Here is a 25339-nt window from a genome sequence, read left to right on the forward strand (position 1 = left end):
CTTGCTTTCCCCTTACTTACGCATATTTCTCGGCCAAAACCGACGGGGCAGCACCATCCGCACGATATCGGACAGCTGGCGGATCATCTGGCCCACTTCGGGGTTGGCCGGAGAGCGCCGGCGACCGGCCGCGGGGTCCACCGGTTTGCGGTGCACGCCCTCGGCGGGCCTTCGCGGCCCACGCGGCGCCGGCACGGGCGCCGGGCTCTCGGAGGGCCTGTCGGAAGGCGCGGTGAACGCCCGTTCGGGCCGGGCGTCCGCGCGGTGCTGGCCCCGGTGCGCCGTGCGGCGCGGCGAGGTCGACACCCGGCCGCCGCCGTCCCGAGGCCCGTCGCCGTCGCCGGGACCGCCGTTCGGGGAGTCGTGCGGCCCGCCCCGTCGTCCGCCCCGCACGGTGTCGTGCGCGCCCATCGCGGCGTGCGGCGCCTGCGGGCCGCCGGACGACGTCACGGGCGTGCGGCCCGTGCGCTGGGCCGGACCGCCGAGCGGCTCCTCCGCCGAGCCTCCGGCGGCGACGCGCGCCAGCATGAGCGAGGCGCGCATGCCGTCGAGCCGCGCGTCCGGGTCGATCTGCAGCAGGCCGCTCAAGATGGGGGCGAGCGGCCCGGCGCGTTCCATGGGGATCGGCTCGCCGCTGGTGAGCGCGGCCAGCGCGGCGGCGGCCGTGCGGCGGCCGTGCAGGCCGCGGCCCTCCACGGCCGTGTACAGGGTGGCGCCGAGCGACCACAGGTCGCCCGCGGGGCTGGCCCGGTCGCCGAGGACCCGCTCGGGCGCGATGTAGCCGGCCGAGCCGAGCACGATGCCGGCCTGGGTGATGGACGCGTCGCCTTCGAGGGCGGCCAGGCCGAAGTCGGTCAGTACGGCGCGGTCCTCGGTGACCAGGACGTTGCTGGGCTTGACGTCGCGGTGCAGGATGCCCTTGGCGTGCACGGCGCGCAGCGCCCCGAGCACCTGGCGGCCGATCTCGGCCACGCGGCGCGGCGGCAGCGGCCCCTGCTCCTTGACCATCTCCTCCAGAGACTGCGCGCGCAGCAGCTCCATGACGATCCAGGGCCGGTCGTCGTCGGTCACGACGTCGAAGACGGTGATCACCGACGGGTGGGCGACCATGGCGGTCGCCCTGCCCTCGCGTTCGGTGCGGGCGCACAGCTCGGCCCGCAGCTCCTCGTCCAGCACGAGCGGGAGGCGGACCTCCTTGACAGCCACGTCACGGTCCAGAAGGACATCGTGGGCGCGCCAGACCGTGCCCATGCCGCCACGCCCCACCGGCTCCACAAGCCGGTATCGCGAGGCTAGCTCGTATCCGACTGGCGCGCGCATGGGTGGCAGCTTACCGATTTGTTCATCGCCGCCTGTAGAGGCCATGCCGATTCTCTGTTGAGATCTTCGGTCAGATTTGGTCAGGTTCGGCGACCGATCGTGAGCACGGGACCACTGGTGTCCTGGAAGAAGTCGTCACCCTTGTCGTCCACCACGATGAAGGCGGGGAAGTCCTCCACCTCGATCTTCCAGACGGCCTCCATGCCGAGCTCCGGATACTCGATGACCTCGACCTTCTTGATGCAGTCCTGCGCGAGGCGGGCCGCCGGGCCGCCGATGGAGCCGAGGTAGAAGCCGCCGTGCGCCCGGCACGCCTCGGTGACCTGCTTGGAACGGTTCCCCTTGGCCAGCATGACCAGCGAGCCGCCCGCCGCCTGGAAGCGCTCCACGTAGGAGTCCATACGGCCGGCCGTCGTCGGGCCGAAGGAGCCCGAGGCGTACCCCTCGGGCGTCTTGGCCGGTCCGGCGTAGTAGACCGCGTGGTCCTTGAGGTACTGCGGCATCTCCTCGCCGGCGTCCAGCCGTTCGGCGATCTTGGCGTGCGCGATGTCGCGCGCCACGACCAGCGGGCCGGTCAGGGACAGCCGGGTCTTGACCGGGTACCGCGACAGCTCGGCGAGGATCTCGGCCATCGGCCGGTTGAGGTCGACCGGCACCACGTCGTCCGACAGGTGCTCGTCGGTGGTGTCGGGCAGGAAGCGGGCGGGGTCGGTCTCCAGCTTCTCCAGGAAGACCCCCTCCGGCGTGATTTTGGCCAGGGCCTGCCGGTCGGCGCTGCACGAGACCGCGATGGCCACCGGGCAGGAGGCGCCGTGCCGTGGCAGGCGGATCACCCGCACGTCGTGGCAGAAGTACTTGCCGCCGAACTGGGCGCCGATGCCGAGCCTCTGCGTGAGCTCGAAGACCTTCTTCTCCATCTCCAGGTCGCGGAAGCCGTGGCCGGAGGTCGAGCCCTCGGTGGGGATCGCGTCCAGGTAGCGGGCCGAGGCGTACTTGGCGGTCTTCAGCGCGTACTCGGCGCTCGTGCCGCCCACGACCACGGCCAGGTGGTACGGCGGGCAGGCGGCGGTGCCGAGGGAGCGGATCTTCTCCTCCAGGAACTCCAGCATCCGCTTCTCGTTGAGGACGGCCTTGGTCTCCTGGTACAGGAACGACTTGTTGGCGCTGCCGCCGCCCTTGGCCATGAACAGCAGCTTGTACTCGTCGGGGTGGCCGTGCGGGTCCTCGGCGTACAGCTCGATCTGGGCCGGCAGGTTGCTGCCGGTGTTCTTCTCGTCCCACATGGTCAGCGGGGCCATCTGTGAGTAGCGCAGGTTCAGCTCGGTGTAGGCGTCGTACACGCCGCGCGCGATGTGCTCGGCGTCGGCGCCGTCGGTCAGCACGTGGCGGCCGCGCTTGCCCATCACGATGGCGGTGCCGGTGTCCTGGCACATGGGGAGCACGCCGCCGGCCGAGATGCTCGCGTTCTTCAGCAGGTCGAGGGCCACGAAGCGGTCGTTGCCGCTGGACTCCGGATCGTCGATGATCTTGCGGAGCTGGGCGAGGTGGGAGGAGCGCAGATAGTGGGAGATGTCGTGGATCGCGGTCGCGGTCAGCAACCGCAGCGCCTCCGGGTCCACCTCCAGGAACGTGCGGCCCGCCGCCTCGACCTTGCGCACCCCCTCCGCCGTGATCAGACGGTACTCCGTCTCATCCGGACCCAGCGGGAGAAGGTCGGTGTAGTCGAACTCGGGCATCGCTCGTGCTCCTCCGTAGTGTGGCGTGCTCGCCGCCGTCCTGTTGCAGGGTAAGGCTCTCCGCGGCCGCCCGCCGACCCGGGGCCGCGCCGTGCCGGGGGTCCGGGCGGGGGATCTGTGGTGGCCGGGCCGTGTCACCTGGGGTATTCGTGGGAAGGCGATGACGTCCGCCGGTAGGGCACCCTCCGAAGGTCGATAAGTACGCGTTCGATAATGGACGTAGGCACGTGTCCGAGATCGGGGGGAAATCATGGACCCGGGCTACATTGTGGTGGTCATCTTCGGCGTGTCGGTGGTCGCGGCCGTCCTGGGCGTTGCGCTCGTCACCATCGTGCTCCGCGGCATCAGGGGCGAGCCGGTCCAGTGGCCGGTGGCCCCCGACGGCCGGGCCCGGCGGCGCGAGATCGAGAGGCGGCGGCGCGAGGGCATCGAGAGCGGCGAGGGCGGCGAGGGCGCGGGCCCCCGCGAGGGCGGCGAGCACCCGGAATGGACCGGCAGGGACCTGGCCGGCGACGACCTGCGCCCGGCCGGCGCCCGTGACGAGAAGCACGCCCTGCCGGGGCGGGCGCGGTGGTGGTGAGCCGCGTCATGCCTTCCCTTCGACGGGCCCGGACCTCCTCCATGGGGCTGCCGGGCCCGTCGGCCGTCCGCCCCCCTGGCCTCCCCTCCGGGCGGCCGGCCGCCATGAGGATAGATCGTCCGAATGTCAGGACAAAGTCTTGACTCGCGGCATTCTGATCCCTAGAACTGGGGACGAACCGTCATGAGCTGATCGGAGCGCCGGAGGCAGCATGCGTGTGGGTCTGTTGGGTCTTGGCCGTATCGGCGCGTTCCACGCGACGACGCTCGCCGCTCGGCCGGAGGTGGACGAGCTGATCGTGTCCGACGCGGACGAAGTCAGGGCGAAGGAGGTGGCCGGCCGGGTCGGGGCGCTCGTGGGGGACGCCTTCCAGACCGACGCCGTGGTCGTCGCCACCCCGACCTCCACCCACGCCGAGCTGATCCTGCGGGCCTGCGAGGCCGGCGTCCCCGTCTTCTGCGAGAAGCCCGTCGCCCCCACCATCGAGGAGACCGCGCGCGTCCTGCGCGCCGCCGACCGCAGCGGCGTGCTCGTGCACATCGGCTTCCAGCGGCGCTTCGACGCCGGGTACGCCGAGGCCCGCCGCGCGCTGGCCGGCGGCGAGCTCGGCGACCTGCACCGCGTGCACATGCTCACCGCCGACCCGCGCCCCCCGGCCGCCGAGTACATCCCGCTGTCGGGCGGCATCTACCGCGACTGCCACATCCACGACTTCGACATCCTGCGCTGGGTGACCGGCCGCGAGGTCGAGTCGGTCTACGCGACGGGCGCCAACCGCGGCGCCGCGTTCTTCGCCGAGGCGGGCGACGTGGACACCAGCGCCGCCCTGCTCACCATGGATGACGGCACGCTCGTCACGCTCCAGGGATCCCGCTACAACGGCGCGGGGTACGACGTCCGCATGGAACTGGCCGGCACCCGGCGCACCCTCTCGGTCGGCCTGGACGAGCGGCTGCCCCTCGCCTCGGCGGAGCCCGGGGTCGCCTTCCCCGGCGGCGAGCCGTGGCCGGACTTCGGGGCGCGCTTCGAGCCGGCGTACGTGGCAGAGATCGGTGCGTTCCTGGCGAGCGTGCGCGACGGCGGGCCCAGCCTGTGCGGCGTCCGCGACGCGCTCGCGGCGCTGCGCGTCGCCGAGGCGGCCGAGCTGTCGCGCCGCGAGGGACGTCCCGTCCGCGTCGCCGAGATCGCCCAGGTGACGGCATGAACCACCCGACCGGAGAGGTGAACGTGAGCGGCACGACGGAGAACGGCCAGGGCGGGGCCCTGCGCATCGCGGGAGCGCCGATCAGCTGGGGCGTGTGCGAGGTGCCCGACTGGGGTCACCAGCTCGACCGCGAGCGCGTCCTCGGCGAGATGCGCGCGCTCGGCCTCACGGCCACCGAACTCGGCCCCGATGGGTTCCTGCCGCCGTCCCCCGGGCATCGCCGCTCGCTGCTGGACTCCTACGGCCTGCGGGCCATCGGCGGCTTCGTCCCGGTCGTGCTGCACGACCCGGCCTACGACCCGGTGCCCGAGGCGAAGGCGATGTTCCGCTCCTTCGCCGAGGGGGACGTGGACACCGTCGTCCTGGCCGCCGCCACCGGCGCCGACGGCTACGACGAACGCCCGGCGCTGGACGCCGAAGGCTGGGCGACGCTGCTCGGCAACCTCGGGCGGCTGCTGTCGGAGGCCGAGCCGTTCGGCCGCGCCGTCACGCTCCACCCGCACGTCGGCACCATGATCGAGACGCGGGACGAGGTCGACCGGGTGCTCGACGGCTCGGCGATGCCGCTCTGCCTGGACACCGGTCACCTTCTCATCGGGGGCACCGACCCGCTCGACCTGGTGTCCAGGGCAGCAGCAAGGGTCGCACACGTGCACCTCAAAGACGTGGACGCCACGCTCGCCGAGCAGGTCCGCACCGGAAAGCTGACCTACACCGACGCCGTCCGCGCCGGCGTCTACCGCCCCCTCGGGCGCGGCGACGTGGACGTGGCCGGCATCGTCGCCGGGCTCGGCGCGGCCGGCTACCAGGGCTGGTACGTCATGGAGCAGGACGTCGTGCTGCCCGGCGAACCCCCGCGGGGAGAAGGCCCCGAGATCGCGGTCCGCGAGAGCCTCGCCTACCTCGCGGCGCTCTCATGAGCGAACCCCGTCCCGGGATCGGCCAGAGCGTCATGAGCGAACCCCGTCCCGGGACCGCCCACGGCGGAAACGCCTTCGAGGTGCTCACGATGGGCAGGGTCGGCGTCGACATCTACCCGCTCCAGGTCGGCGTGTCGCTGCGCGAGGTGGAGACCTTCGGCAAGTACCTCGGCGGCAGCGCCACCAACGTCGCGGTCGCCGCCGCCAGGCTCGGCCGCAGGACCGCGGTGATCACTCGCACCGGCGCCGACCCGTTCGGGGCCTTCATCCACGACGCGCTGCGCTCCTACGACGTGGACGACCGGTACGTCACCGAGGTGCCCGGGCTGCCGACGCCGGTGACCTTCTGCGAGATCCGCCCGCCGGAGGACTTCCCGCTGTACTTCTACCGCTTCCCCAAGGCCCCTGACCTGGAGATCCACGCCGGAGAACTCGACCTCGCCGCCGTCAGGGACGCCGGCCTGTTCTGGGCGACCGTCACCGGGCTGTCCCAGGAGCCGTCCAGGAGCGCCCACTTCGCCGCCTGGGAGGCGCGCGGCCGGGCGCCGCTGACCGTCCTGGACCTGGACTACCGCCCCATGTTCTGGGAGTCGGCGCGGGCCGCGGGAGAATGGGTGCGCAAGGCGTTGCGGCACGTCACGGTGGCCGTGGGCAACCTGGAGGAGTGCGAGGTCGCCACCGGCGCCCGCGAGCCGCGCGAGGCCGCCAGGGCGCTGCTCGACATGGGCGTCGAGGTCGCCGTCGTCAAGCAGGGTTCCGGCGGCGTGCTCGGCATGACGGCGGAGCGCACCGTGGAGGTCCCGCCCGTGCCCGTCGAGGTCGTCAACGGACTCGGCGCCGGCGACGCGTTCGGCGGCGCGCTCTGCGACGGCCTGCTGGCCGGGCGCGACCTGGAACAGACCCTCCGGTACGCCAACGCGGCCGGGGCCATCGTGGCCGGACGCCTCGCCTGCGCCCCGGCCATGCCCACAGCCAAGGAGGTCGAGGCCGTGCTCTCGGGGGAAGCCCATGCGTGACGAGGACCGCAGGAGCCTGGCGGAGTACCGCGCCAGGCATCCGGAGAAGATCGCGCAGGCCGCGGCCGAACGCCTCCGCAGGCCGTTGCTGCGCGACCGCGGCCAGCTGCTCATCATCGCCGCCGACCACGCCGCCCGCGGCGCGCTCAGCGTGCGGGGACGCCCGATGGCCATGGCCAGCCGCGTCGACCTGCTCGACCGGCTGTGCGCGGCTCTGGCCCGACCCGGGGTGGACGGCCTGCTCGCCACCCCCGACATCGTCGAGGACCTGCTGCTGCTCGGCGCGCTCCACGACAAGGTCGTGATCGGCTCGATGAACCGCGGCGGCATCCACGGCAGCGCCTTCGAGTTCGACGACCGCTTCACCGCCTACGACACCGACTCCATCGTGCGGATGCGGCTCGACGGCGGCAAGATGCTGTGCCGCGTCGGGCTGCGCTCGCCCGAGACCGCCGCCACGCTCGAATCATGCGCGCGCGCCGTCACGAGCCTGGCCGGGCAGGGCCTGATGGCGATGATCGAGCCGTTCTGGTCCCACCGGGACGAGGGCGTGGTCCAGCACGACCTGTCGCCGGAGGGCATGATCCACGCCGTCCACGTCGGCCAGGCGCTCGGCGCCACCTCCGCGCACACCTGGCTGAAGATCCCGGTGATCGCCGACATGGAGCGGGTCATGGACGCCACCACCCTTCCCACCCTGCTGCTCGGCGGCGATCCCACCAAGGCACCCGACGAGGTGTACTCCTCGTGGGGCAAGGCGCTGCGCCTTCCCGGCGTCCGGGGGCTCGTGGTCGGGCGCGCCCTGCTCTACCCTCCTGACGACGACGTGGCGGCGGCCGTCGACACCGCCGCCGGGCTGCTGGAGGTGTCCTGATGTCCTACATCCCCGCCGGCTCGACCGCCGCTGCTCCCTGGGCGCTGCGCGTGACGCCCGAGCTCGCGGGATGGACCTACGCCGGGCTGCGCACGCTCAACCTGTCCGGCGAGACCGTCGAGTTCGCCACCGGCCCTGAGGAGATGCTCGTCCTGCCGCTTTCCGGGTCGTGCACGGTCGAGTGCGACGGGGAGCGCCTTTCGCTCCACGGCCGCCCGTCGGTGTTCGAGGGCGTCTCCGACTTCGCCTACGTGCCCGTGGAGGCGACCGTCCGCGTCACCGGGGAGGGCCGGTTCGCCCTGCCGTCCGCCCGTGCGACCCGGCGGCTCCCGGTGCGGTACGGGCCCGCGGGCAAGGTGCCGGTGGAGGTGCGGGGGGCCGGGCAGGCCAGCCGGCAGGTCAACAACTTCTGCGCGCCGGACGCGTTCGAGTGCGACAAGCTCGTCGCCGTCGAGGTCCTCACCCCCGAGGGCAACTGGTCGTCCTACCCTCCGCACAAGCACGACACCCCCGGCGAGGACGAGGCGGTGCTGGAGGAGATCTACTACTTCGAGGGCGGCCCCGGCTACCAGCGGGTGTACGGCTCGCCGGGCAAGCCCATCGACGTGCTCGCCGAGGTCGGCTGCGGAGACGTCGTGCTCGTCCCGCACGGCTACCACGGCCCGTCGATGGCCGCCCCCGGTTACGACCTGTACTACCTGAACGTCCTGGCCGGTCCGGCCGGCGAGCGGTCCATGGCCTTCTGCGACGACCCCCGCCACGCCTGGATCCGCGCCGGCTGGCAGGGGCAGGCCGTGGACCCCCGCGTCCCCATGACCACGGCCACCGCGAACGGCCCCGGCGGCACCAGCGAGACGGAGACCCCGGCATGACGACGATACGGCTCACCGTCGCCCAGGCGCTGGTGCGGTTCCTCGCCGAGCAGTGGAGCGAGCGCGACGGCGTCGAACAGCGGCTCATCGAGGGCTGCTTCGGCATCTTCGGCCACGGCAACGTCGCCGGCGTCGGGCAGGCCCTCGCCGAACAGGGAGGCGGGCTGCGCGACCCGCTGCCCTACTACCTGGCCAGGAACGAGCAGGCCATGGTGCACACGGCCGTGGGCTTCGCCAAGGCGCGCAACCGCCTGTCGGCCTTCGCCTGCACCTCCTCGATCGGCCCGGGGGCGACCAACATGGTCACCGGCGCCGCGCTGGCCACGATCAACCGCATCCCCGTGCTCCTGCTGCCCGGCGACATCTTCGCCACCCGCGCCGCCGGCGCGGTCCTGCAGGAGCTGGAGGACCCCCGCTCCTACGACGTCAGCGTCAACGACTGCCTGCGGCCCGTGTCGCGCTTCTTCGACCGGATCAACCGGCCCGAGCAGCTCCCCGCCGCCCTCATGGCCGCCATGCGCGTGCTCACCGACCCCGCGGAGACCGGCGCCGTCACCATCGCCCTGCCACAGGACGTCCAGGCCGAGGCCCACGACTGGCCGGTCGAGCTGTTCCGCAGGCGCGTCTGGCACGTCGCCCGGCCCCTGCCCGACTCCGCCGCCGTCGAGCGCGCCGTGGAGGCGATCAAGGCGTCGCGGCGGCCGGTCATCGTCGCGGGCGGGGGCGTCGTCTACAGCGAGGCGTGGGACGAGCTGGCGCGGTTCGCCGAGGAGCACGGCATCCCGGTCGGGGAGACCCAGGCCGGCAAGGGCGTCCTCCCCTATGACCACCCGCGCGCGCTCGGCGCCATCGGGCACACAGGCACGGCCGCCGCCAACGCCATCGCCCGCGACGCCGACCTGGTCATCGGCGTCGGCACCCGGTACACCGACTTCACCACGGCCTCGCGCACGCTGTTCGGGGAGGTGCCTTTCGTCAACCTCAACGTCACCGCCTTCGACGCCGCCAAGCACTCCGCCGTCATGCTCGTCGGCGACGCCCGCGAGGGGCTGGCCGTCCTGGACCTCGCCGGCTGGAAGGCCGACCCGTCATGGACGTCCCGGGCCGCCGAGCTGGGGCGTGAATGGCAGGACGAGGTCGCGAAGCTGTACGCGGGCGACGAGCTCACCCAGCCGGTCATGCTCGGCGTCGTCAACCAGGTCGCCGGCGCCGACGGGGTGGTCGTCAACGCCGCCGGCTCCATGCCCGGCGACCTGCACAAACTGTGGCGGGCCCGCGACCCGAAGGCCTACCACGTCGAGTACGGCTACTCCTGCATGGGCTACGAGATCGCCGGCGGCCTCGGCGTCAAGCTCGCCGCGCCGGAACGCGAGGTGTTCGTCCTGGTCGGCGACGGGTCGTACCTCATGATGGCCCAGGAGATCGCCACGGCCGTGCAGGAGGGCGTCAAGCTCGTCATCGTGATCGTGGACAACCACGGCTTCGCCTCCATCGGCGGCCTGTCGGAGTCGGTGGGCGCGCGGCGGCTGGGCACGGCCTACCGGGCGCGGTCGGCGGACGGCCGGCTGGAGGGCGACTTCCTGCCCGTCGACCTGGCGGCCAACGCGGCCAGCCTCGGCGCGGACGTCCTTCGCGCCTCCGACCCCGAGTCGCTGCGCGTCGCCCTCACCAAGGCCCGCGAGGCGACCGGCACCACCGTCGTCCACGTCGAGACCGTCCCCGGCCCCTCCCCGCAGACCACCGCCTGGTGGGACGTCCCCATCGCCGAGATCTCCACCACCCCCGAACTCCACGAACGCTACGAACAACACAAACGCACCCAACGCCCCTACCTGTGACCCTCGATCACAGACCCGCCCTTCTGGGGTGGAAGCCTCGGGCGAGGGCGATGATGGCGGTGGCGAGGATCAGGGGGGCGGCGAAGGCGATCTGGTAGTCGGCGGCCTCGGCGATGCCGCCGACGAGGGCGGCTCCCACGATGAAGCCGACATAGTTGAACATGTTGACCCGGGCGATGGCGACGCCCGTGCCCGCCGGGTCCAGCCGTCCGGCGGCCGAGAAGGACTGCGGCGCCACCACCGACAGGCCGACCCCCGCGAGGCCGAAAGCCACGATGGCCAGCGGCTGGTCGGGCGCGGTGACGATCCCGGCGAAGCCGAGCGCGGCGAGCGCGCCGCCGATGCGGACGATCGCCGCGGGCCCGTACCGTCGCACGGCGAAGTCGCCGCCGACGCGCACGACGAAGGTGGCCGCCTGGTAGGCCCCGAGCGCCAGCGGCACGACGGCCGCCGTCGCGTGCATGATCTTCTCCATGTAGACGGAGCCGAAGTTCGAGATCGACGCGTCGCCCACGTACAGGAAGGCCATCGCCAGGCACAACGGCAGGATCGGCCCCCACGGCACCCGCGCCCCGCCCGCGGCCCGCGCGCGCTCGTCACCCGCCACGGCGGCGGGGACGGCGTCCGTGACCGGTACGGCCGGGGCGGCGTCTCTGACCGGTACGGCGGCGGGGAAGGCGTCAGCGCCCGCCACGGTGACCGGCGTGGCATCGACCGCCGGACCGGTGTCGCCTGCCGGTGTGGCGACGTGTTCCTCTTCGGCCGTGAACAGGGTGCGGCCGGCGATCAGGGCGATGGCGACGCCGACGACCATGGCGACGGTGAAGATGGCCGGCAGGGTCAGCCGCATGGCGCCTCCCACCGACGCCCACCCGGCCCCGACGACCGCCGCCGCGCTCCACAGGGCGTGGAAACCGGTGAGGACGGGACGGCCGTACCTGCGCTCGGCCGTGACCGCCTGCATGTTCATGCCGGCGTCGACGGCGCCGAGACACAGCCCGAACAGCACGTTGGCCGCGACGAGCTGCGGCACGTCGGCCGCCAGGCCGGCGCACACCACGGCGAGTCCCGCCGCCGGCTGCGCGGCGCGCAGCACCCGGCGGCTGCCGTACCGCTTGGCGATCTCACCGGCGAGCACGCTGCCGACGCCCGCGATCACGGGGACCACCAGCAGGAGGATCGACAGTTCGCCGTCGCTCAGGTGGTGTTTCCGCTGTAGCTCGGCCACCTGGGTGAGCAGGGTGGCGAAGGTCAGACCCTGGACGAAGAAGACCGCGAAGGTGGAAAGGCGCGCACGCCGGTCACGGGGGGTGGGCACTGCGGCTCCGGAAGAACATGAGGAGGGTTCAAGATTGGCCAAGGCTACGGTCGCGCCCCCCGCCGGTCAATGGTCTGTTGACGCCACTCCAGAGGTCAGGGCCACACCCGGTCGGTCACGGGGGTGTCGGGGGACGGCGAGATGCGCACCGCCCGGGTCTCCTGCACCGAGAACTCGTCCACCACGTGCCGGTTGTGGACCAGGAAGCCGACGAGCCCGGCGACGGCCTGCACGCCCTGGCCGGCGCGGGCGTGGCCGGTCAGCAAGTAGATGTAGGGAGCGGAGAGCTTGTCCAGCAGGAAACGGCTGCCGTGCCGGTGGACGTCCTTCAGGGCCTTGATGGGGATGGGCCGGCGGGAGGTGAACCACACGGCGACGTCCCACATGGGGACCTCCGGCTCCTGCGCGGCCAACTCCTCGTAGCAGGCGACGCAGCCCCGGCGGGCGTCCTGCCCGTGGGGGCACGCCCAGAAGGCGGCATCGTCCCGGTTGTTCACGGTTTCGGCTCCTTCGTGGACGGGTCGGCGGTCATCACGGGCGGCCGCCAATGGAGCAAGGCGGCCTGAACAGGGCCGAGGTCACGATTCTGACCGATCTCACGGCTCAATGTGCTTTTCCCCGGCCGTGTTCCGCCAGGTGGCCTGTGAAGAGGGGTAGGTCCGGGTCGGCTCTGGAGTTAGTGTCGAGGCGTGGAAGCCGAGCGCGGAGCGCACTACGACCGTTGGAACGGCCGCTGGCAGCAGCAGGGGGCTCCCGTGCTGCGGCAACTGCTGGCGGGTTTCATCGCCGCCGGCCGGTCCAACGCCGGCGGGCCCGCGCCCCAGGAGCTCAGGGCGTCCGACGACGACCGCGAACGCGTGGTCACCGTGCTCCGCGACGCCGTCGCCGACGGCAGGCTCACCCACGACGAGCACGAGGAGCGCGTCGAGGCGGTGTTCGCCGCCCGCACGCTCGGCGAACTGGCCGTCCTCACCGCCGACCTGCTGCCCGAGCACCTGCAGCCGCTGCGCGCCGACGGGCGTCCGGTGATGGCGCTGTTCCGCTCCGAACAGCGCGAGGGCCGCTGGGTGGTCCCCTCGCACTACTCGGTCACGGCCGTCGGCAGCGGCGTCACGCTGGACCTGCGCGAGGCGCTGCTGCAGAGCAGCCACATCACCGTGCAGGCCACCGTCGTCGGCGCGACGCTCACGCTGATCGTCCCCGAGGGCGTGCGGGTGGTCATCCCGGCCTCGGCGGTCGTCGGCGGGAAGCGGAACCAGGTGCCCGAGACGACCGCGCCGGACGCGCCCGTCATCGAGGTCACCGGCGTGATCATGATGGGCAACGTCGTGGCCAAGTCGCCCAGGCCGCCGAGACGCGGCTGGGCGCGCCGCCGCAGGCCGTAGCGCCGCCGCAGGCCGTAGCGCCGCCGCACGCCGTAGCGCGGCGGACGGTGGCCGGCCGGTGATCAGGTGGCGGTGTCGAAGTTGATCGCGCTGTAGGCCCGGAGCTTCCAGAGCTGGTGCTCGCTCTCGACCTTGCGCACCGTGCCCGACCTGCCGCGCATGACCAGCGAGTGGGTGACGGCGACCCCGCCGCGATAGCGGACCCCGCCCATCAGCTCGCCGTCGGTGATGCCCGAGGCGGCGAAGAACACATCGTCGGAGGTCACCAGGTCGTCGGTGGTGAGCACGCGGTTCAGGTCGTGCCCGGCCTCCAGCGCCCGGCGGCGCTCGTCGTCGTCCCGCGGCCACAGCTTGCCCTGGATCACCCCGCCCAGGCACTTCAGGGCGCAGGCCGCGATGATGCCCTCGGGGGTGCCGCCGACGCCGAGCATCAGGTCGACGCCGGTGTCCCGGCGGGCCGCCATGATCGCGCCGGCCACGTCGCCGTCGGTGATGAACTTGATGCGCGCCCCGGTGTCGCGGACCTCCTTGGCCAGCCGCTCGTGCCGGGGCCGGTCGAGGAGGACCACCGTGACGTCCGACCGCGAGCAGCCCTTGGCCCGGGCGACGGCGGCGACGTTCGCGGCCACGGGCGCGTCGATGTCCACCGCGTCGGCGGCCTCCGGGCCGGTCACCAGCTTGTCCATGTAGAACACCGCCGACGGGTCGTACATCGACCCGCGCGGGCTCACCGCGATCACCGAGATCGCGTTCGGCATGCCTAGTGCGGTCAGCCGCGTGCCGTCGATCGGGTCGACCGCCACGTCGCACTCGGCGCCGCTGCCGTCGCCCACCCTCTCGCCGTTGTAGAGCATCGGCGCGTTGTCCTTCTCGCCCTCGCCGATGACCACGGTGCCGTCCATGGAGACGGTGTTGATGAGCTGGCGCATCGCGTTGACCGCCGCGCCGTCGGCGCCGTTCTTGTCCCCTCGGCCGACCCAGCGGGCCCCGGCCATCGCGGCGGCCTCGGTCACGCGGACCAGCTCAAGAGCCAGGTTGCGATCGGGCGCGCGCTCCTCGGTGGCCAGCGCGGCGGGTACGGACGTCTCTTCCGACATGGTGCGAGCCCCTCTGAGTTGGACGATGGCGATCGGGACGCCCTGTAGTGGACCTACCAGGTTCCCCGCCGTCTAATCCAGGCGTCGTGATGCGGACGCCGTCACGATCGTAGTTGTCCCCCTTCGGTGGCCGACGGAGGGATACTGTCACCGCATGAGCAGCGACACGGAACGACCGGTGACTGTGCGCACCTCCGAACGCGGCGCCGCCACGCGAGGCGCGCTCCTGGACGCCGCCAGAGAGATCTTCGTCACACGGGGCTTCGCCGACGCGGGGGTCACCGATGTCGTCTCCCGCGCGGGGGCCAGTGTCGGCAGCCTCTATCACCATTTCTCCGGCAAGGCCGACCTTTACCTGACCCTGTTCGAGGAGTTCCAGGGCCGTCAGACGCAGCGCACCAAGCAGGCCGTCCAGGCCGCCCGCGGCGAGGGCGAGACCGACCCGATGCGGCTGTTCATCGCCGGCGCCCGCGCCTATCTGGAGGGCTGCTTCGACGAGCGCGAACTGGCCGCGCTGTTCCTGCGCGGGGACGGGCCGCCCGGCTTCGAGGTGATCATGCGCGACCGCATGCGCCAGTGGGCGCGCCGCAACGCCGCCCTCTTCGAGGAGGACAAGGGCCCCCTGGTCATCGTGGTGACCGGCGCCCTGGCCGCCGCGGTGTCGGAGGTCGTGCTCTCGCAGGACGTCGCCGCGGCGCGGAAGTTCTCCGAGGAGGTCCTGGCGATCATCGGGCAGATCCCGCGCCCGTAGCCCGCGCCGCGCGGGCTGAGTCGGGGGGCGCCCGCCGCGGCCGGTATTCTCCCTGGCTGTGCGCCGATTCACCCAAGGGTTCTACGGGTACGCGTTCGCCGTGCTCTTCTGCCTGGCGATCGTGGGCATCTTCCTGCTCATAGCGCCCCAGAGCCGCGAAGAGCACATCCCGCGGGTGGACTACACGATCACCGTCGCCAACCTCCGCCGCGTCGCCCCGTACGAGGTGCGGGTGCCCGACCCGGTGCCGGCCGGCTGGGTGCCCAACAGCTCCGAAGTCGACCAGAAGGGGCACGTCACCTGGCGGCTGGGATTCGCCACCGCCAAGCGCTCGCACGCCCTGCTGGCCCAGAGCGACGAGCCCGGCGAGGCGTTCGCGAGCCGGCTGGCCAACACCGACAAGAGCACGGGAAGCCGGCAGATCGGCGGCCAGACCTGGCAGGAGCGCTATCGCCCGGACAAGAAGCAGCGCTCGCTCGTGCTCGTCCAGCCGGGCGTGACCGTCGTGGTCACCGGTCTGGCCGACTGGGACGAGCTGACACGGCTCGCAAGCTCCCTCAAGGCGCAACCCAAGATCACCGCCACCCCCACGGCGAGCTGAGCCCTCCCTCGAAAGGGCGGCCGAACCCCGCCTCGGGAGGCGAGCCGATTCCTGCGGCGGAAGGGAAGCCGGACCCCACCTCAGGAGGCGAGCCGAGCCCTGCCTCAGAAGGGGGTGTTCTCCGCCTCGGCCTCGGACTCGGGGGCCTCGCGGCGGGCCATGGCCGCGGCCAGCCTGACCCGCGCGCCCTGCAGCCACTCCTCGCAGATGGCGGCGAGCTTCTCGCCCCGTTCCCACAGCTCGATCGACTGCTCCAGGGTGAGGCCGCCGGCCTCCAGGCGCCGCACGACCTCGGTCAGCTCCTCGCGGGCCTGCTCGTACGACGGCGTCCCGTCTTTCTCCTCAGCCACGGGTCCCACCCTATGGGCATCCGGACCCGCCGGCCGGTCAGGTGGCGGGCTTGTCCACGGTGACCTCGACCCGGCCGTCGGAGAAGCGGAGGCTCAGCCCGTCTCCGGACGTCAGGCCCGCCGCCTGCCGTACGACGTCGCCGGAGGGCAGTTGCACGATGGCGTAGCCCCGTTCGAGCGTCGCGGCGGGCGACAGCGCGACGAGGCGGGCCCGCAGGTGCTCCAGGGAGTCCTCGGCCCGGTCGAGGGAGGAGGTGAGGCAGCGGCGCGCCCGGTCGCGAAGGCCCTCCACCTGCTCCGCCCGGCGCTCGACCTCGCGGACCGGGTCGGCCAGCGAGGGACGGGACCGCAGTGCCGCCACCCAGGACAGCTCGCGGTCGAGCCGGCCGCCCACCACGCGCCGCCCCCGGTCGCGGAGCTGGCGCACCAGGGCGAGCTGCTCGCCGACGTCCGGGACGACCTTCTTGGCGGCGTCGGTCGGCGTCGAGGCGCGCACGTCGGCGACCAGGTCGACCAGAGGATTGTCCTGCTCGTGGCCGATGGCGCTGACGACCGGCGTGCGGCAGGCGGAGACGGCGCGCACCAGAGACTCGTCGGAGAACGGCAGCAGGTCCTCAAGGGAGCCGCCGCCCCGCGCGATGATGATCACGTCGATCTCGCGGTCGAGGTCGAACCTGCGCAGCGCCTCGGTCACCTCGCCCACGGCGTACGGCCCCTGGACGGCGACGGCCTCGACCTTGAACCGCACGGCGGGCCAGCGGCGGCGGGCGTTCTCCAGCACATCGCGCTCGGCCGCCGAGTCGCGCCCGCAGATCAGGCCGATGGTGCCGGGCAGGAAGGGCAGGCGGCGCTTGCGCTCGGCGTTGGCCAGGCCCTCGGCGACGATGACCTGCCGCAACCGCTCGAGCCGGGCCAGCAACTCGCCGATGCCCACGGGACGGATCTCCAGGGCGGTGAACGCGAAGGAGCCCCGGTTGACCCAGAAGTCCGGTTTGACGAGCATGACGACCCGCGCGCCGTCCACCGGCCGGGGGACGGTCGCCTCGTAGACGTTGCGCGGGCAGGTCACGCGCGCCGACACGTTGGCCACCGGATCGCGCAAGGTCAGGAACACCGTGCCGCCACGCGACGACAGCTCGGTGATCTGCCCCTCGGCCCACACGGTGCCGAGCTTGCCGATCCACTGGGCCACCATCTGCAGCACCGACCGGATCGGCAGTGGCTGCTCGGGTGAGGTCTTGGCCGTCATGCGGGCAGCCTACAAACCGTCCTCGGCTATTCGGCCGCTTCGAGCTTCGCCAGGCGCTTGGCGTACATCTGGACGATGTCGTCCCGCGCGGCGGTCTGGCGCTCGTACTCGATCAGCGACCGGATCTGGTCGGCGGACTTGCCGCGGAGCCGGGCGCGCAGCGAGGCCATGGTCATCTCGGAGTAGCCGGGCATCGGCTCGGCGAGCGTCGGCGTGTCGCCGGCCGGGGAAGGCGCCGCGGAGGTGACGTCGGCGGCGGTGGTGGTCACCGCGTCGGCGAGCTTGCCTTCCGCGGTCTTGGCCCGGCGCGCCCGCGGCTTGGGCGCGGGGGCCTCGCCGGTGGCCGTGCTCTCGGCGCTCTCGGCGCTCTGTGTGGCCTTGGCGGCCTTGGTGGTCCTGGTGGCCCTGGCCTTGGGCTCGGCGGCGGAGGTACCGGCCTTCGCGGCGGACGCGGCCGTGCGGGGCTTGGCGGCGGCCCGGGACGCGCGCTTCGCGGGCGCGGCCTTCGCGGGCGCGGCGGGCGCCTCGGCCGCGGGCTCGGCCGTGACACCGGCGGGCGCGGCGGGCGCGGCGGGCGCCGCGGGCTCGGGCGCGACGGCGGGCTCGGCGGTGGCGGCGGCGGGTTCCCGAGCAGCGGCGGGCTCGGGGGCGACGGCGGACTCGGTGACAGCGGACTCCGCGGTGGCGGGTTCCGTGGCGGGCTCGGCGGCGGCCGGTTCCGCGGGCGCCGGGGCCGGAGTCCCGGCGGCGGGCTTCGCGACGGGAGCCGGGGGCGCGGCCTCGGCGGGAGCCGGGGGCGCGGCCGTGGTCGGGGCGGTGGTCGAGTCCGTGGTGGCGGCGTCGTCCGAGGGCTTGGCGGCCGCGCCGTTCTGGTGGTCGGCGGACACCCTGGGCCGGGGGGCGAAGATGACCGGCTCGCGCCTGGCGGGCTTCTCCTCCCGCTCCTCGCGCTCGTCCATGACGACCTGCGGGGAGGTCACGCCGGAGGCCCGCTCGTCGGCGGCGGCCTTGTCGTCGTCGCTGATGAGCCGCTTGATGCCCGTGCGGACGCGGTCGCTCAGCATCAGGGCCTGCCCGACCCCGCTGAGCGCGGTCTGCAGCACGTTGAGCGGCAGGTCCTTGGCCTTCTCCTTCAGTTCCCGGGGGTCTGTGACGGTTTGTCGGACGTTTTTGGCTATGGTGCGGACGATGTCGGTCAGTGACATGCCGGCTCCCTCAGAGGGTCTGATATTGGACGACCAGTCTGATCGGACTGGACCGCATGAGGTCAAGGGGCGGACGGACAGGGCCGTCGCACACGCACCCAAGCATAGGAAAGCAGATATACCGTGCGTGCCGCCGGAACCCGGGCCCACGGCCACCCAGGACGGCGAGAGCACATACCATGAGCACATGATTTCGGAGACCTCTGCGAGCCGACGTGTCCTGGTGGCCAAGCCACGCGGTTACTGCGCGGGGGTCGACCGCGCCGTGCAGGCCGTCGAGAAGGCTCTGGAACGCTACGGCGCCCCCATCTACGTCCGTAAGCAGATCGTGCACAACACCCACGTCGTCAAGACGCTCGAAGAGCGCGGCGCGGTCTTCGTGGAGGAGACCGAGGAGGTCCCCGAGGGCGCCATCGTCGTCTTCTCCGCCCACGGCGTGGCTCCCGCCGTCCACGAGGAGGCCGCCCGGCGGTCGCTGAAGACGATCGACGCCACCTGCCCGCTGGTCACCAAGGTCCACAACGAGGCCAAGCGCTTCGCCGCCAAGGACTACGACATCCTGCTCATCGGCCACGAGGGCCACGAGGAGGTCGAGGGCACCGCGGGTGAGGCCCCCGAGCACATCCAGCTCGTCGACGGCCTCGACGGGGTCGGCCGGGTCCAGGTGCGCGACCCCGAGCGGCTCGTCTGGCTGTCCCAGACCACGCTGTCGGTCGATGAGACCAACGAGACGGTGACCCGTCTGCGCGAGCGCTTCCCGAACCTCATCGACCCGCCGAGCGACGACATCTGCTATGCCACGCAGAACCGCCAGGTCGCTGTCAAGGAGATCGCGCGCGAGGCGCAGCTCGTCATCGTCGTCGGCTCCACCAACTCCTCCAACTCAAAGCGCCTGGTCGAGGTCGCCAAGGACGCCGGAGCCGACGCCTCCTACCTGGTGGACAACGCCTCCTTCATCCAGGACGCCTGGCTGGAGGGCGTCACCACGGTCGGCGTCACCAGCGGCGCCTCGGTGCCCGAAGAGCTGGTCGAGGGCGTGCTGGCCCGGCTGGCCGAGCGCGGCTTCGGCGACGTCGAGGAGGTCGAGTCGGTCCCCGAGAACGTCCGCTTCGCCCTGCCCCACGAGCTGCGCCGCGACCTGCGTCCCGCCGCCTCCCGCTGACGGCCCTTTCCACCTCCGGCAGGCGGGTCAGCGGGCGCCGAGGACGGCGCCCAGAGCGTCGGGCACCAGCGAGGTGTCGATGACCAGGTCGGCGCGGTCGCGCACGCGGTCGGCGGCGAAGTAGGCCCGTTCCTGGCGGGCCCAGCGCTCCCAGTGCGGCCGGTAGGCCTCGCCGTCGCGGCTCAGCGCCCGCGTGCGGCGCACCTCGGGCGGGGCCTCCACCCAGATCAGGCGCGAGAGGTACGGCGCGGCGGCCACGGACCCCGCGCCGGCGCCCTCGACCACCAGCGGCGACGGCGAGGGCACCTCGTGCCACTCGGCGTACGCGCCCCGCGTCCAGTCGTAGCGCCGCCAGCGGGCGGGACGGCCCTCGGCGCGCGGGCGCAGGATCCACCGGACGAGCCGATCGGCGCCGCCGAGCAGCCCGTCCCAGCCCGGGTACAGGTCGTCCATGTGGACGAGGGTGGCGCCCAGCTCGCCGGCGAGCGCGCCGCCCAGCGTCGTCTTGCCCGACCCCGACGGCCCGTCCACGGCGATGACCCCGGGCGGGCGCCCGCGCACGGTCAGGCCTCGGGCTCTCGTGGCGTGCCGTACACGCGGGGCTCGAAATAGCCCTCGGGCTCGGGGACGTAGCCCTGCTCGGCGCCCGGCCGCGCCCGGCGGGGAGCTCCGGCCGCGGTGGCCGCGGGGGCGGAGCGGCCGGCCCGCAGCTCGGCGCGCAGTTCGCTGACGTTGTCGGGCAGTCCGCGGAACCAGGCGACGGCCAGCACGAGCGCGGAGCCGCCGAACAGCCACGGCGCGGCGGCCGAGAGCCCGGTGAACAGGCCGAGACCGAGCGCCTGGAGCAGCGACGGCGCGCCCAACCCGCCGAACAGGGCGCTCACCAGGGTGGCGGCGAAGAACACCAGCGGCGGGGCGACCACCAGCGCGAGCAGGTCACGCGGCTGGACGAGCAGGACGGCGGCCAGGCACGCGGCGCAGAAGACCAGCCCGATGACCAGCATCGACCCGGTCGGCCGGGAGGCGAGCGTCGCGATGAAAATGAGCGCCACGGCACCGCGGGCGGTCAGCCTGACCCCTGGTCGCGCTCGCTCCTGTGCCACCACCGCCGCCCCCTCCGGGCCCGGGCCCCACGGCCGCTCCGGCCGGCCTCATGACAAGTCTCGCGTCAACTTACCGTTCAGGCGAGGGGCCGGGAACGTGCTTGCCGTCTCTTCACCAGCGGCTGGCGGCGTCTCTGCCTCCCGTCCCTGCCCGCCGTCGGGGGACGCGTCCGCTTCGCCGGGGAGGGGCTCCTCGCCGATGAGCTCGGGCATGGAGGGGGTGCGGGGGAGGTCCTCCACCAGGTCGGGCTGGGGGAGGGGGGCGTCGACCACGCCCAGGTCGTTCAGCCTGCGCGCCGTGACGAGCACGCGGCCCTCCAGCGAGCCGACGGTCTTGTTGTAGGCCACGACGGCCCGGCCGAGCGCCTTGCCGACCGCGTCGACGTTGCGGCCGAGCGCCCCGAGCCGCTCGTACAGCTCCTTGCCCAGGTCGAACACCGCGCGGGCGTTCTCGCTCAGCGCCTGCTGCTGCCAGGCGTACTGGGCGGTGCGCAGCATGGTGATCAGCGTCGTCGGGGTGGCGATGTGCACGCGCCTGCGCATGGCGTACTCCAGCAGCCCCGGGTCGCGCTCGAGCGCAGGGGCCAGGAACGCCTCGCCGGGGATGAACAGCACCACGAACTCGGGGGCCGGGCTGAACGCCTGCCAGTACGTCTTGGCGGCCAGCCGGTCGACGTGGTCGCGCAGGTGACGGGCGTGCGCGTCCAGCCTGACCTCCTGCGCCCCCGCCTCGGCGGCCTCCGCGGCCTCCAGATAGGCGGCCAGGGACACCTTGGAGTCGACGACGATGTTCTTGCCGCCCGCCAGGCGGACCACCATGTCCGGCCGCACGACGCCGTCGGCGGTCACGGCGGACGCCTGCTCGTCGAAGTCGCAGAACCGCGCCATGCCCGCGATCTCGGCGACCCGCCGCAGTTGCAGTTCGCCCCAGCGCCCGCGTGCCTCGGGCCGGCGCAGGGCGCGCACCAGGGCGCCGGTCTGCGCCTTGAGCTGCTCGGAGCTGTGCCGTACGAACTCCATCTGCTTGCCCAGCTCGGCCTGCGCCACCCGCTGCCCCGTCTCGCTCTCGCGGAGCTGCTCCTGCACCTTGGCCAGGGTCTCGCGCAGTGGGGCGACCAGGTTCTCGACGGCCTGCCTGCGCTGCTCCAGGTCGCCCGCGGCGTCGGCCCTGGAGGCGGCGAACCGGCTCTCGGCCAGCTCCAGGAAGCGCAGGTTGTTGACGTCCAGCGCCCGGTTGGACAGCGACTGGAAGCGCTGGGTCATCTGCTCCTCGACGTAGGCGACCTTCTCGTCGGCGGCCTGCGCGCGGGCCTCGGCCAGCGCGAGCCGGCTCTCGGCGCCGGCCAGCCGGGCGGCCGCCCGCGACCGGGCGAGGGCGAAGCCGATGACCAGCCCGGCGGCCAGCCCCACCGCCAGCTGGAAGGCGAGTGCCATCACGTCCATCTTCCGCATGATTCCAGGCCCATCGCCCCCATGGGTGTCAGGAACGGCGCCGGGGCACCGTAAACTCGGCGAACGTGAGCTTGAGCATCGGCATCGTCGGCCTGCCCAACGTCGGCAAGTCCACGCTTTTCAACGCGCTGACCAAGAGCGGCAACGCCCTCGCGGCGAACTACCCGTTCGCCACGATCGAGCCCAACGTGGGCATCGTCGGCGTGCCGGACTCCCGGCTGGCCGCACTGGCCGAGATCTACTCCTCCGCCAAGATCATCCCGGCGAAGGTCGAGTTCGTCGACATCGCGGGCCTGGTCAAGGGCGCCTCGGTCGGGCAGGGGCGGGGCAACCAGTTCCTGGCCAACATCCGCGAGACCGACGCGATCTGCCAGGTGATCCGGGTCTTCACCGACCCCGACGTCACGCACGTCGACGGCGACATCTCCCCGAGCCGCGACATCGAGACGATCAACACCGAGCTCATCCTGGCCGACCTGCAGACCATCGAGAAGGCCCTGCCGCGGCTCACCAAGGAGTCGCGGACCAACAAAGACCGCAAGGCCGTCTTGGAGGCCGCCGAGGCCGCCTCCAAGGTCCTGGACGGCGGCACGACGCTGTACGCCTCCGGCATGGACCTCACCGACCTGCGTGAGCTGCACCTGCTGACGGCCAAGCCGTTCCTGTACGTGTTCAACCTCGACTCCGACGAACTCGCCGACGAGGGGCTGCGCGCCCGCCTGTCGCAGGTGGTGGCCCCGGCCGAGGCGGTGTTCCTGGACGCCAAGATCGAGTCCGAGCTGGTCGAGCTGCCCGACGACGAGGCACTCGAACTGCTGCAGTCGGTGGGCCAGGAGGAGTCGGGCCTCACCCAGCTCGCCCGCGTGGGCTTCGAGACGCTCGGCCTGCAGACCTACCTGACGGCCGGGCCGAAGGAGACCCGGGCCTGGACGATCCGCAAGGGCGCCACGGCCCCGGAGGCCGCCGGGGTCATCCACACCGACTTCCAGCGCGGGTTCATCAAGGCCGAGGTCATCTCCTTCGACGACCTGGTCGAGGCCGGCTCGATGCCCGCCGCCCGCTCGGCGGGCAAGGCCCGCATCGAGGGCAAGGACTACGTCATGCGCGACGGCGACGTGGTGGAGTTCCGCTTCAACGTGTAGTCATCGATATGACTCCAGGTTGTCCGCCACCCACGTCGCGGCCAGGTCGGGACGGCGGTACCCGGGCGTGCGCAGCGTGAGGTACACGACGGCCGTCATGTTGTCCTTACGGAAGAGGACCTGCGTCCGGTAGATGTGGGTGCTGACGATGACCTCGCCTCGGGTGTAGCTGAAGGCCTCGTCGCCCACGGGCGGTCCCTGGCGGACCCGCGTCCCAGGGTTCCTTCTCGGCTCTTCCGCCATGCTGGTGCGCGTGGCGGCGAAGAACGAGTGGGCGAAGTCCGATGTCGCTGAGCGGATCAGCGTCAGATTGACGAAGACCCCGATGTCCTCCCTTATCCACATGCAGGAACCGTGGGTCTGGAACTGGCGTTTCACCGGAGTGCCGAGGAGCCGCCCGGCCTGTTGGACGGTCAGCAGCGAGCAGGCCTCCGGGTCTCTCTTGTACAGGCCCTTCTCGGCCTGGACTGGGGACGAGCGCGCCGCGGAGCTCTTTGGCGCGGCGGTGTTTCCTCTCGGCGTCGTCGTCGGCGTCTTCAGCCACACGCCGCGGGTCGCGACCCCGGCCGCGGTGACCATGACCACCGCGAGTATCGATCCCAGAAGCACCGACTTGCCGCGCGGCGTCGGCCGTCGGGGTGGCACGGAGCTCGAAGAGGGTTGGGTGGTCGGGAAGCCGCTGCCCTGCCCGGAAGGCGTCGCCGGGCCTGCCGGGATTCCGTAAGGCGGACCGCCGGGCCTGGGGAGGTGCATGGGCGGTGGCGCGGCACCGGCCGCGACGGGCCGTAGCTGCCGGATCGCCTGGTCGCCGGTGGCCCGCCGAGCGGGATCCTTTTCGAGCAGGCCGGCCAGAACGGGCGTGAGGGGCCCGGCTCGCCTCATCGGATGGGGTTCCTGCATGAGCACGGCGGCGAGCACGGCCGTCGGATTCTCCCGCGAGTAGGGGGCATGGCCCTCGACCGCGGTGAACAGAGTGGCGCCGAGCGACCAGAGATCGGACGCCGGCCCGTCGACCTCGCCCCTGAGCCGCTCGGGGGCGATGAACCCCGGTGAGCCGGTCAGCATGCCGCTCTGGGTGAGAGACGGGTCTCCGGACAGGGTGGCGATGCCGAAGTCGGTGAGTACGACCCGGCCCTCGTCGGTGATCAGGATGTTGGCCGGCTTGAGGTCCCGATGGAGGACGCCGGAGCTGTGGGCGGCGCCGAGGGCGTCGAGCAGGCGCAGCCCGATTTCGGCGACCCGCTGCGGGGGCAGCGGGCCGTGATCGCGGATCAACTGGTGAAGCGAGCGGCCCTGGACCAGTTCCATGACGATCCAGGGCCGCTCGTCGTCGATGACGATGTCGTGCACGGTGACGATCGAAGGGTGAGCGCGCAGCCGGGCCGCCGCCCGGGCCTCGCGCAAGGTGCGCTCGCGCAGTTCGGCGCGCGTGCCCTCGTCCAGGTCGGGCGGCAGCCGCACCTCTTTGATGGCGACGTGCTGGCGCAGCAGGTCGTCGGAGGCCAGCCAGACGGTTCCCATGCCTCCCTTGCCGAGGAGGGAGATGAGCCGATAGCGCCCGACGAGGAAGCGAGGGGATGGCGTATCCACAGAGGGCAACATAGTGCGAGGCAGCGGGATCGGCCGTGCGGCCGTCACCCATCACGAAACGCGCCTGACGGTGCGTGAGCCTGTGACCTGCGGATAGTAAGGCGTGGCCGTCAGGTGATCGGCAGGGCGGCGCGCCCCGCGTACTCTCCAGTGTTTGGGTCGGTCATGCGCTCCGCCGGGGCCGCCGGCCGTGTACGTGCCGCCGCGCGCCCGACCGCGCGGGCGGCCTGGCGGAAGGGAGGCAGTGCGTGCGGGCACTTCGCGACCTCCCCATGGATCGGCGAACGCGATCCCATCATCTGCCCGAGCAGCGGTTATGCCTCCACAGCATGTCCGGTTCACGGTGGTTTCTTGTCAGGTGCGAGCTTTGTCCTTAATGCGAATCTCGTCGGGGAGGTGAGTCCAGGCTCGCGGACGAACAAGGGCACTCTGTCCTGCGTGAACTCGGTAGTGGCGTTCCTGATACCGGAGGAAGACCGACTTGGTCTGCTACGGCGATGCCTGCACCATGGGCGTGGCTTTCCTGGAACAATTGGTGAGGCCGCTAAAGTGAATACTTCACCATGGATAACAG

24 protein-coding genes are annotated in these 25339 nt (G+C 72.4%); 12 read left to right on the top strand and 12 right to left on the bottom strand.

The window, feature by feature from the left end:
- Positions 1-12 precede the first annotated feature (12 nt).
- On the bottom strand, positions 13-1365 hold the full coding sequence (locus tag ACWEN6_RS12265; protein WP_452570242.1) for a protein kinase domain-containing protein: 1353 nt from the start codon (positions 1363-1365) through the stop codon (positions 13-15).
- 35 nt (positions 1366-1400) lie between these two features.
- Positions 1401-3056: a fumarate hydratase gene (locus ACWEN6_RS12270; protein WP_452570243.1), complete on the bottom strand. Its 1656-nt coding sequence runs from the start codon at positions 3054-3056 to the stop codon at positions 1401-1403.
- A 250-nt stretch (positions 3057-3306) separates the two neighbouring features.
- Here ACWEN6_RS12270 and ACWEN6_RS12275 point away from each other — a divergent pair, with 250 nt between their 5' ends.
- The 7 genes from ACWEN6_RS12275 (at position 3307) to iolD (ending at position 10360) form a co-directional block, all read left to right on the top strand.
- Positions 3307-3636 carry a hypothetical protein gene (locus tag ACWEN6_RS12275; RefSeq protein WP_452570244.1) on the top strand — a complete coding sequence of 110 codons (330 nt, stop codon included), beginning with the start codon at positions 3307-3309 and terminating at the stop codon, positions 3634-3636.
- Positions 3637-3847: 211 nt separating this feature from the next.
- Positions 3848-4840 carry a Gfo/Idh/MocA family protein gene (locus tag ACWEN6_RS12280; RefSeq protein WP_452570245.1) on the top strand — a complete coding sequence of 331 codons (993 nt, stop codon included), beginning with the start codon at positions 3848-3850 and terminating at the stop codon, positions 4838-4840.
- Positions 4837-5760 (top strand): TIM barrel protein, encoded by a 924-nt coding sequence (locus ACWEN6_RS12285; RefSeq protein ID WP_452570246.1) that lies wholly within the window; start codon positions 4837-4839, stop codon positions 5758-5760. The genes ACWEN6_RS12280 and ACWEN6_RS12285 overlap by 4 nt, the downstream gene beginning before the upstream one ends.
- A 32-nt stretch (positions 5761-5792) precedes the next feature.
- Positions 5793-6776: a 5-dehydro-2-deoxygluconokinase gene (iolC, locus tag ACWEN6_RS12290; RefSeq protein ID WP_452570323.1), complete on the top strand. Its 984-nt coding sequence runs from the start codon at positions 5793-5795 to the stop codon at positions 6774-6776.
- On the top strand, positions 6769-7650 hold the full coding sequence (locus tag ACWEN6_RS12295) for a Cgl0159 family (beta/alpha)8-fold protein (RefSeq protein WP_452570247.1): 882 nt from the start codon (positions 6769-6771) through the stop codon (positions 7648-7650). The genes iolC and ACWEN6_RS12295 overlap by 8 nt, the downstream gene beginning before the upstream one ends.
- On the top strand, positions 7650-8522 hold the full coding sequence (iolB, locus tag ACWEN6_RS12300) for a 5-deoxy-glucuronate isomerase (protein ID WP_452570248.1): 873 nt from the start codon (positions 7650-7652) through the stop codon (positions 8520-8522). Before ACWEN6_RS12295 ends, iolB begins: the two co-directional genes overlap by 1 nt.
- Positions 8519-10360, top strand: a complete 1842-nt coding sequence (gene iolD, locus ACWEN6_RS12305) for a 3D-(3,5/4)-trihydroxycyclohexane-1,2-dione acylhydrolase (decyclizing) (protein WP_452570249.1) — start codon at positions 8519-8521, stop codon at positions 10358-10360. Before iolB ends, iolD begins: the two co-directional genes overlap by 4 nt.
- A 7-nt stretch (positions 10361-10367) precedes the next feature.
- Here the strand turns inward: iolD and ACWEN6_RS12310 are convergent, their stop codons facing one another.
- Together ACWEN6_RS12310 and ACWEN6_RS12315 are read right to left on the bottom strand one after the other, a co-directional pair.
- Positions 10368-11678 carry an MFS transporter gene (locus tag ACWEN6_RS12310; RefSeq protein WP_452570250.1) on the bottom strand — a complete coding sequence of 437 codons (1311 nt, stop codon included), beginning with the start codon at positions 11676-11678 and terminating at the stop codon, positions 10368-10370.
- A gap of 95 nt (positions 11679-11773) precedes the next feature.
- Complete coding sequence (locus ACWEN6_RS12315; protein WP_452570251.1) at positions 11774-12175, bottom strand: hypothetical protein; 402 nt, start codon at positions 12173-12175, stop codon at positions 11774-11776.
- A gap of 192 nt (positions 12176-12367) precedes the next feature.
- Here ACWEN6_RS12315 and ACWEN6_RS12320 point away from each other — a divergent pair, with 192 nt between their 5' ends.
- Entirely contained in the window at positions 12368-13063 is a 696-nt protein-coding gene (locus ACWEN6_RS12320) for a DUF1707 SHOCT-like domain-containing protein (protein ID WP_452570252.1), read from the top strand.
- 62 nt (positions 13064-13125) lie between these two features.
- Here the strand turns inward: ACWEN6_RS12320 and glpX are convergent, their stop codons facing one another.
- Complete coding sequence (gene glpX / locus ACWEN6_RS12325; RefSeq protein WP_354840165.1) at positions 13126-14160, bottom strand: class II fructose-bisphosphatase; 1035 nt, start codon at positions 14158-14160, stop codon at positions 13126-13128.
- Between the two features lie 154 nt (positions 14161-14314).
- Between glpX and ACWEN6_RS12330 the strand changes: the two genes are divergently transcribed.
- Both ACWEN6_RS12330 and ACWEN6_RS12335 read left to right on the top strand, forming a co-directional pair.
- Positions 14315-14911, top strand: a complete 597-nt coding sequence (locus tag ACWEN6_RS12330) for a TetR/AcrR family transcriptional regulator (protein ID WP_380832438.1) — start codon at positions 14315-14317, stop codon at positions 14909-14911.
- 58 nt (positions 14912-14969) lie between these two features.
- On the top strand, positions 14970-15512 hold the full coding sequence (locus tag ACWEN6_RS12335; RefSeq protein WP_452570253.1) for a DUF4245 domain-containing protein: 543 nt from the start codon (positions 14970-14972) through the stop codon (positions 15510-15512).
- Positions 15513-15616: 104 nt separating this feature from the next.
- Here the strand turns inward: ACWEN6_RS12335 and ACWEN6_RS12340 are convergent, their stop codons facing one another.
- From ACWEN6_RS12340 to ACWEN6_RS12350, 3 genes are read right to left on the bottom strand one after another with little or no spacing between them, the layout of a single operon-like run.
- Entirely contained in the window at positions 15617-15862 is a 246-nt protein-coding gene (locus ACWEN6_RS12340; RefSeq protein WP_380832441.1) for an exodeoxyribonuclease VII small subunit, read from the bottom strand.
- A gap of 37 nt (positions 15863-15899) precedes the next feature.
- A complete protein-coding gene (xseA, locus tag ACWEN6_RS12345) occupies positions 15900-17111 on the bottom strand; it encodes an exodeoxyribonuclease VII large subunit (protein ID WP_452570254.1) in 1212 nt (403 codons plus the stop codon).
- A 26-nt stretch (positions 17112-17137) separates the two neighbouring features.
- Positions 17138-18316: a hypothetical protein gene (locus ACWEN6_RS12350; protein ID WP_452570255.1), complete on the bottom strand. Its 1179-nt coding sequence runs from the start codon at positions 18314-18316 to the stop codon at positions 17138-17140.
- Positions 18317-18503: 187 nt separating this feature from the next.
- Between ACWEN6_RS12350 and ACWEN6_RS12355 the strand changes: the two genes are divergently transcribed.
- A complete protein-coding gene (locus tag ACWEN6_RS12355) occupies positions 18504-19478 on the top strand; it encodes a 4-hydroxy-3-methylbut-2-enyl diphosphate reductase (RefSeq protein ID WP_354840181.1) in 975 nt (324 codons plus the stop codon).
- A gap of 27 nt (positions 19479-19505) precedes the next feature.
- Here ACWEN6_RS12355 and ACWEN6_RS12360 read toward each other — a convergent pair whose 3' ends face one another.
- Genes ACWEN6_RS12360 through ACWEN6_RS12370 form a run of 3 tightly spaced genes read right to left on the bottom strand, consistent with a single transcriptional unit; the run spans position 19506 to position 22024 of the window.
- A complete protein-coding gene (locus ACWEN6_RS12360) occupies positions 19506-20039 on the bottom strand; it encodes a hypothetical protein (protein ID WP_452570256.1) in 534 nt (177 codons plus the stop codon).
- Positions 20040-20041: 2 nt separating this feature from the next.
- Positions 20042-20584 (bottom strand): DUF6542 domain-containing protein, encoded by a 543-nt coding sequence (locus ACWEN6_RS12365; RefSeq protein ID WP_452570257.1) that lies wholly within the window; start codon positions 20582-20584, stop codon positions 20042-20044.
- Positions 20585-20629: 45 nt separating this feature from the next.
- A complete protein-coding gene (locus tag ACWEN6_RS12370; protein WP_452570258.1) occupies positions 20630-22024 on the bottom strand; it encodes a DNA recombination protein RmuC in 1395 nt (464 codons plus the stop codon).
- 74 nt (positions 22025-22098) lie between these two features.
- Between ACWEN6_RS12370 and ychF the strand changes: the two genes are divergently transcribed.
- Positions 22099-23175, top strand: a complete 1077-nt coding sequence (gene ychF / locus ACWEN6_RS12375; RefSeq protein ID WP_354922826.1) for a redox-regulated ATPase YchF — start codon at positions 22099-22101, stop codon at positions 23173-23175.
- On the opposite strand, the gene ACWEN6_RS12380 is transcribed toward ychF, so the two are convergent.
- Positions 23176-24777 (bottom strand): protein kinase domain-containing protein, encoded by a 1602-nt coding sequence (locus tag ACWEN6_RS12380; RefSeq protein ID WP_452570259.1) that lies wholly within the window; start codon positions 24775-24777, stop codon positions 23176-23178.
- Between the last annotated feature and the right edge of the window lie 562 nt (positions 24778-25339).

Source organism: Sphaerisporangium sp. NPDC004334 (assembly GCF_053602655.1).